The sequence below is a fragment of the uncultured Amnibacterium sp. genome (assembly GCF_964250715.1).
In the GTDB taxonomy this organism is placed as follows: Bacteria; Actinomycetota; Actinomycetes; order Actinomycetales; family Microbacteriaceae; genus Amnibacterium.
In genome coordinates this window covers 1-4,960 of the sequence record NZ_CAXUGX010000022.1, presented here as the reverse complement: position 1 = coordinate 4,960, position 4,960 = coordinate 1, and the positions used below count along the sequence as shown (strand labels likewise).

At 69.8% G+C, this 4,960-nt stretch carries 4 protein-coding genes; all 4 read left to right on the top strand.

The window, feature by feature from the left end; all coding sequences use genetic code 11:
• On the top strand, positions 1 to 887 hold an 887-nt coding region (locus ACFE7H_RS13610; RefSeq protein WP_375401778.1), incomplete at its 5' end, for a TnsA-like heteromeric transposase endonuclease subunit.
• Positions 884 to 2,983 carry a Mu transposase C-terminal domain-containing protein gene (locus ACFE7H_RS13605; RefSeq protein ID WP_375401777.1) on the top strand — a complete coding sequence of 700 codons (2,100 nt, stop codon included), beginning with the start codon at positions 884 to 886 and terminating at the stop codon, positions 2,981 to 2,983. The genes ACFE7H_RS13610 and ACFE7H_RS13605, both read left to right, overlap by 4 nt.
• 5 nt (positions 2,984 to 2,988) lie before the next feature.
• Positions 2,989 to 3,993 (top strand): ATP-binding protein, encoded by a 1,005-nt coding sequence (locus ACFE7H_RS13600; protein ID WP_375401776.1) that lies wholly within the window; start codon positions 2,989 to 2,991, stop codon positions 3,991 to 3,993.
• Positions 3,994 to 3,997: 4 nt separating this feature from the next.
• Positions 3,998 to 4,960, top strand: a 963-nt coding sequence (locus ACFE7H_RS13595; RefSeq protein WP_375401775.1) for a TniQ family protein, incomplete at its 3' end; no start/stop codon positions are given.

The window sequence follows — 4,960 nt, the reverse complement described above, 5'->3', positions numbered from 1 at the left end:
GAACCATTGGCTCGGTTGTCCCGGATACCTGGACCGTCCGGGTGGGTTGTCCCAGGTTTCTGGACCATTCGGCGTGGTGTTCCAGATACCTGAACCAAGATCATTACGGTGGCGTCATCATCGGCTGGCGCTGGGTGGTGATGGCGATGGGCGGTACGGCGGAGCTGTTGTCGTGCGGGCTCGCTCAGCTGTCGTGGATCGACGAGGCTGGCGTTGAGTCGCGTGGCCCGTTGGTGGGTTCGTGGGGCGTGGCGTTCGAGGGTGTGGCGCCGGTGCGGGCTTTTGGCTCCTTCAAGGGGCAGCGAAGTTTCGGGGGGTCGTGGTGGTTCGCCACGACGGGCGAGCATGTCGGGTTCGAGTCATGGCTGGAACGCGATGTGTTGATGGCGCTGGACTTCGACGCCGACGTCGTCGCGGTGTCGTCGCAGCCGTTCTGGTTGTCCTGGCCTGTGAAGGGTAGGCCTCGCCGACACGCGCCGGATTACTTCGCCCGCAGGGCGGACGGGACGGCGGTGGTGATCGACGTGCGCGCTGATGACCGGATCGACGCGCACGACGCGGAGGTCTTCGCAGCGACGGCGCTGGCGTGCGGGTCGGTGGGGTGGCAGTACGAGCGCCGCGGCCAGCTGGACCCGTTCTGGGGCGCGAATCTGCGGTGGCTGGCCGGGTATCGCCACCGCCGCTGTTGCGTGCCGTCGGTTGCCGGCCGGCTGGTTGAGCAGCTGTCGGGTCCGGTTGCGTTGGACGACCTCGCGGCGATGGCCGGCGACCGGCTTGCTGTGTTGCCGACGCTGTTCCACCTGCTCTGGCGCGGGGTGATCGACGCCGACCTGGCCGCGGCGCCGTTGTCGGGCTCCACGATGGTGCATCGGGACGGGCCGCGGTGACGGTGTCCCGGCCGGCGCGGCTGGTCACCGGTGACGAGGTCGGCTGGCGCGGTTCGCTGTTCACGATCAGCGCGGTGACCGAGGGATCGGTCGCGTTGGCGAGCGTGACGGGCGAGGTCTTCGCCGTCTCGGTGGCTGAGTTGCTGACCGATCCGGGTTTCACGGTGTCCAGGCCGAAGCGGGTGCGACTGCCGCCGCGCGGGGTGTTGGAAGGACTGCCGCAGGAGGTAGTCGCCCGGGCGCAGTGGTGGGAAGCGCACGTGGTCGAACTGCTGCATGGTGTCCGCCCGGACAGCCCGCCGGGGACGGCACCGGCGGGCGAGTACGACCCGCTGCGACGCACGTTGCGGGCGCGGGAAGCGGCCAAGGTCGCCGAGCTGGAGGTGGCCGGTGAAACGGCGTCGCTGACCACGGTGCGGCGGATGCGCCGGCGCTATCAGGCCGACGGATTACTCGGCCTGGTCGACGGACGGTTGACCCGTGAGTTCGCCAGCGGTGTGGACGAGCGGGTGATCACCGCGATCGAGAAGGCCGTCGCGGATGAGACCGACCGGTCAACGGGCACGGTGACGCGGCTGCGGCGCAAGGTCGTGCAGATCCTCGCGGCCGAGTACGGCATCGACCCGGGCGAGGTCATGCCACCGCGGACGACGTTCTACCGCCTCGTCGCGCAGATCTCGGCGAGCCGGCACACGTTCGGGTCGGCGCCGACGCGGCGGTCGTTGGCGCAGCGCCCGGACGGCCCGTTCGGCGCGGTGACGGTGCTGCGGGCGGGTGAGTGGTGCCCGATCGACTCGACGCCGTTGGACGTCCGGGTGGTCCTCGATGACGGCACGGTCGACCGGGTCGAGTTGACGATGTTGGTCGACATCGCCACCCGCACGATCCCGGCAGCGGTGCTGCGGCCGACGACGAAGGCGGTGGACGCGTCGCTGCTGCTGGCTAAATCTCTTACCCCGGAGGCGATGCGGCCCGGGTGGGCCGACGCGCTGCGGATGTCACGATCGGTCCTGCCGCACCAGCGGATGGTCGCGCTGGATGAACGTCTGCGGCACGCGGCGGCCCGTCCGGTGATCGTGCCGGAGACGTTGATCTGCGACCACGGGATGGTCTACCTGTCTCAGGCGTTCCGGGCCGCCTGCCGCGCGATGGGGGTGAACTTCCAACCCACCCACGAAGGCTCCCCTTGGGAGAAGGGGACGGTGGAAAGAACCTTCGCCTCGGTCGCCTCGATGTTCGCGCAGTACGTCGCCGGTTATGTCGGGCGCAGCGTGGACCGCCGAGGCACGAACGCCGATCAGGGCGCGGTGTGGTCGATGGTCGAGCTGCAGGATCTGCTCGATGAATGGATCGTGGCGCACTGGCAGAACCGTCCGCACGACGGGCTGCGGCACCCGCTCACCCCGGGGGCGGCGTTGACGCCGAACGAGCAGTACGCCGCGCTGCTCGAGGTCACCGGTTTCGTGCCGGTTCCGCTCACGGCCGATGACTACATTGCGTTGCTGCCGGTGACGTGGCGGGTCATCAACGCTTACGGCATCAAGATCAACCGGCGGACCTACGACTGCGCTGCGCTGAACCCCTACCGGGGGCAGTCCTCCGGCGTCGCGGTGCAGAAGGGCCGCTGGGAGATCCATTACGACCCGTATGACGTCACCCGAATCTGGGTCCGCAATCATCCTGATGGCGGGTGGATCACCGTCGCCTGGACGCACCTGCGTAACACCCCGATGCCGTTCGGCGAAGCGGCGTGGAGTCAGGCCAGGGAGATCCTGTCCCGCCGCGGCGGCGACCGCGTGACCGAGACCGAGATCGCCGGCGCCGTCGAGGCCTTGCTGGACAAGGCCGAACACGGCCCCGACCCGACACCGGCAGCATCGCCACGGCCGAAGCCGGCCACGACGAAGCGGGACCGGCGGGTGGCTGCCCGCACGCGGGCCACGGCCGAACCGGCCTGGCCACGCCCAGTCGCAGAACCAGACCCCGGACCGGCCGACAGCGACGAGGCCGGCGACGGGGATGAGCACGACGGGCTGGCGGCGGTGATCCCGCTGGCAGTTTTCGACGCGCATGAGGAGGCGAAGAAGTGGTGGTGAACCCGATGAACGACGAACTTCTCGACGCCGACCGGCGGGAGCCGACGATGACGCTGAGCGGGTGGCGCCGCTTCATCGACTCGCCGCCGGCGACGTTCTCGCCGCTGCCGGACGAGCAGTGGCGCAAGCTCACGGACGACGCGCGGGGCCGGTATGACGAGGCCCGGATCAACTACCACTCCGAGATGGTCGTGGTCGCGACCTCGACGGTCCGCGAGGTCGCCCGGCAGGGAAGGCTGCTGACGTTCCTGAACAGACGGGAGATCTCGGCCCGCCGCGGGCTGATCGTGTCCGGGCTGCAGACGACCGGCAAGAGCACCGCGCTCAAGCAGCTTGGCCGCACCCACGAGCTGATGGTCCGGCAACGCCATCCAGGTCATGACCGCATCCCGGTCGTTTATGTGACCACCCCACCGAAAGGGTCACCGCGGAAGCTGGCGATGGAGTTCGCGCGCTTCCTCGGCCTGCCGGCGGTGCGGCGCGGGCAAAACACCACCGACATCGCCGACGCGGTCTGCCAGGTCCTCATCGACGCCCGCGTCGACCTCGTACTGGTCGACGAAATACACAACCTCAACCTCGCCACCAGCGCCGGCGAGGACATGTCCGACCACCTGAAGTACTTCACCGAGCACCTACCGGCGACGTTCGTCTACGCCGGCATCAACGTCGAACGGTCCGGGCTGTTCACCGGGGTGCGGGGCAAGCAGATCGCCGGCCGCTGCGTGCTGATCAACACCGGCCCGTTCGCCTGCCGCGACGAATGGGCCAGCCTGCTCGCCACCCTCGAGGCGGCGTTGCGGCTGCACCGCCACGAGCCCGGCACCCTGCCCAAGCTGACCAGGTACTTGCACCAGCGCACCGGCGGCATGATCGGCAGCCTGTCACACCTGGTCCGCGCCGCCGCGCTGACCGCGATCCTCGACGGCACCGAGCAGATCACCCGCAAGCTGCTCGACAGCATCCCGGTCGATCACGCCGCACAATCGGCTGCGCACGGCGTCGCCTGAGCCGATGGACTGGCCGCTGCTGCTGCGGCCACTGCCCCGCCCCGTCGCGCCGGTGACCGACGAGACGCTCACCAGCTACCTCGCCCGCCTGGCCGACGCGAACCGCCTCGAGCCGGCCGCCCTGCGGCACCTGCTCAGCGGCAGCCGCCGCAAGGACGGCGAAGTTCCGTTCGCCGCCCTCACCGCCGTCTCGGGCATGCCGCCGACAGCGCTGGCCTACGCGATGCCACAGACGTGCGCCCCGCCCGAGCGGGCCCACGTCGACGTCGCGAACCGTCCCCGGCCACACGCCCGCAGCGAGGTGATCGCCTGCCGGCCCTGCACCGCCAGCGCCGCTGGCGGCAGAGTGGTCACCATCTGGGCGCTGCACGACCACGTAGTCTGCCGCCGCCACCGCCGCTGGCTCAGCGATGACGACGACCAGCCGGACCTGTCCCGGCAGCCGGAGATCCTCGACGCCGCCCGCCGGCACCGCTGGCTGATCCGCCGCCACGGCCGCGATGCCGTGATGCGCGCCTACCGCGACGCCCGACACATCTGCCTCGGCTGGCGTCTCGAGTGCTACGGCGACGAACACGAACACGACCCCGGTTACACGCGACGCATGCGCATCTTCCACGGCCAGGGCTGGCCCGACGTCGAAGACGACAGCAACCAGACCTTTCACGCCGCCAACTACCCGCAGGTCGTCTCCCTGACCCGACTGCTGGCCAGCCCCTACTGGCGATCACGGATCCTCGACCGCGGCTGGCCCCAGCACGACGAGTTCATCAACGAACTACGCCGCACCGTCGCGCCCGACTACATCTGGAGCGTCAACCCGCGCCACCGCCGACCCGGGCAACGCGACGACCGCTACGACCCCCTGCTCGAGTGGAAACAAGACACCCGCTACCTCGAATACCAGCCGCTACCACCCGACAGCCCCTGGCAGCTCCCCGAAACCCTGGCCCCGCCCGACTCCGCA